The organism is Kutzneria sp. 744 (assembly GCF_000568255.1).
Lineage (GTDB): Bacteria > Actinomycetota > Actinomycetes > Mycobacteriales > Pseudonocardiaceae > Kutzneria.
Map to the genome: position 1 here is coordinate 8,497,672 of NZ_KK037166.1, position 2,352 is coordinate 8,500,023.

Consider the following 2,352-nt stretch of genomic DNA (forward strand, 5'->3'; position numbering starts at 1 on the left):
CCGGGTCGAGGTCGTCGCCGAGGTCGACCCCGGGCCGAAGCTGCCGGCGCTGGTGCGCGCGCAGCGGCCGGACGTCGTTTTGATCAGCGACGTGTCGGCGCTGCGTGGTCTGGTTCTGGGCGGCCTTGACGGCGGCCCGCCGGTGGCGGTGCTGGCGTCGTCCGTTGTGGACGATGACGTGACCCGGGCCATCGATCTGGGGGCGCTGGGTTTCCTGCTGGCCGACGCCGAGCCGGAGAGCCTGGTGCGGGCGGTGCTCGACCTGGCGGCCGGTGGCGTGGTGTTCGATCCACGGGTGGCGGCGCTTCTACTACCCCGACTGCGAAGCAATCCGTTGCCGGACAACGAGTTGCTGCACGGACTGTCCACACGGGAGCGTCAGGTGCTCGACCTGATCGCCGGCGGCCGCTCCAACGGGGCGATCGCCGCGGAGCTGGGGCTGACCGAGGCGACCGTGAAGAGCTACGTGTCGACGCTGCTGGGCAAGCTCGGCGTGCGCAACCGCGTGCAGGCCGCGCTGATCGTCCGACAGATCCGGCCGTAACGGTTACAGTGCCTCGTGACCTCGCAGCGTGTGCGCAACCCCTGGGGCCAGGGTGAGCGGCTGCGGCTGGAGATCCTCGACTCGGCCGCCCGGCTGCTGTCCGAGCTGGGCGGCGAGCAGGGGCTGACGATCCGGGGCGTCGCCCGCGCCGCGGGGATCGCGCCGGCCAGCATCTACCAGCACTTCGCCGACAAGGCCGCGCTGGTGAAGGGCCTGATCGAGTTCGACTACCAGCAGCTGTCGACGGCCATGGCCGAGGCCGACGGGCAGTGTCCGGCCGATGCGGTGCTGGACCGGGTCAAGGCGCAGATGCGGGCCTACTGCCTGTTCGCGATGGCCCACCCCGGGCACTACCGGCTGATGCTCAACAACCGGCCGGTGACCACGCCGCCGTCCGGGCCGCTGGTCGACATCGTGAAGATGCTGATCGACGCGTTCGAACGCTGCGAGCGGGCCGGGGTGCGGCTGCGGGTACCGGCGCGACGGGCCGCGATCATCGTGTTCGTCGGCGCCCACGGCCGGGTCGCGCTGCTGCACGCCTCGGAGAACACCGCCCAGGAGCCCTCCATCCTCGACTTCGTGGACGAGCTGGTCTGGCTCGTCACGGAGTGACCCCGGTCACTCGCTCGCCGCTACTAGTTGGATAGCGCAACCAAATGACGCTATGCTGGCCAAGTCAGTGAACGATCGTTTGGTGACTGGGGGTCACAATGACCGAAACCCTGCCCGTGTCCGAGATCGTGCCGGACTTCCCGATGGCCCGAGCGGACAAGTGCCCGTTCGACCCGCCGCCGCAGGTGCTCGCGGCCGACCCGGTCAGCCGGGTGCGGATCTGGGACGGCAGCACGCCGTGGGCTGATCCCCCGACTACGAACTTGCAACGCTCCGTGCTCGGCGACCCGCGCTTCAACCGCCGACAGCCGCAAGGCCGGCTTCCCCGCGCAGACGGCCGCCATCCTGGCCCGGCGCGAGAACAGCCGGGCGTTCATCTCGATGGACGACCCCGAGCACGACCGGCACCGCAAGATGCTGACCCGCAACTTCATGATCAAGCGGGTGGAGGCCATGCGGCCGCGCGTCCAGGAGATCGTCGACGGCCTGATCGACGACATGCTGGCCGGCGACAAGCCCGCCGACCTGGTCACCGACTTCGCGCTGCCGGTGCCGTCGCTGGTCATCTGCGAGCTGCTCGGCGTGCCGTACTCGGACCACGACTTCTTCCAGGCCCGCAGCAAGAAGCTGGTCGCCCGCAGCACGCCCGTCGAGGAAGCGGTCAAGGCCGGCGACGAGCTGCGCGAGTACCTGCTGGACCTGGTGGCGGCCAAGGAGAAGGAGCCGACCGACGACCTGATCGGCCGCCTGGTCAGCGACCAGCTGGCCAACGGCGAGCTGACCCGCCGCGAGGTCTTTTTACATGGCGGTGCTGATGCTCGTCGCCGGGCACGAGACCACCGCCAACATGATCGGCCTCGGCACGCTCGCTTTGTTGGATCTCCCCGAGCAGCTGGCCGAGCTGCTCGACACCGAGGACCCGAAGCTCGTCGCCAACGCCGTCGAGGAACTGTTGCGGTACCTGACGATCGTGCACACCGGGCGGCGCCGCGTGGCCACCGAGGACGTCGAGGTCGCCGGCCAGCTGGTGCGGGCGGGCGAGGGCGTCATCCTGGCCAACGACGCCGGCAACCGGAACGAGGACGCCTTCCCCGAGCCCGACCGGCTGGACATCCACCGGCAGGCGCGGCACCACATCGCCTTCGGCTTTGGCGTGCACCAGTGTCTGGGCCAGCCGCTGGCCCGGATGGAGCTCC

At 70.0% G+C, this 2,352-nt stretch carries 4 protein-coding genes; 3 read left to right on the forward strand and 1 reads right to left on the reverse strand.

The annotated features are described in order from the left end of the window. Together KUTG_RS62150 and KUTG_RS39235 are read left to right on the forward strand one after the other, a co-directional pair. Window positions 1-544, forward strand: a 544-nt coding sequence (locus tag KUTG_RS62150; RefSeq protein WP_052395916.1) for a response regulator transcription factor, incomplete at its 5' end; no start/stop codon positions are given. A 15-nt stretch (window positions 545-559) separates the two neighbouring features. Next, window positions 560-1,156, forward strand: a complete 597-nt coding sequence (locus tag KUTG_RS39235) for a TetR/AcrR family transcriptional regulator (protein ID WP_157495091.1) — start codon at window positions 560-562, stop codon at window positions 1,154-1,156. A gap of 294 nt (window positions 1,157-1,450) precedes the next feature. Here the strand turns inward: KUTG_RS39235 and KUTG_RS64390 are convergent, their stop codons facing one another. Then, complete coding sequence (locus tag KUTG_RS64390) at window positions 1,451-1,756, reverse strand: hypothetical protein (protein WP_232241201.1); 306 nt, start codon at window positions 1,754-1,756, stop codon at window positions 1,451-1,453. Window positions 1,757-1,958: 202 nt separating this feature from the next. On the opposite strand from KUTG_RS64390, the gene KUTG_RS64395 reads away from it, so the two are divergent. Further along, the coding region (locus KUTG_RS64395) for a cytochrome P450 (RefSeq protein ID WP_232241202.1) at window positions 1,959-2,352 on the forward strand (394 nt) is incomplete at its 3' end.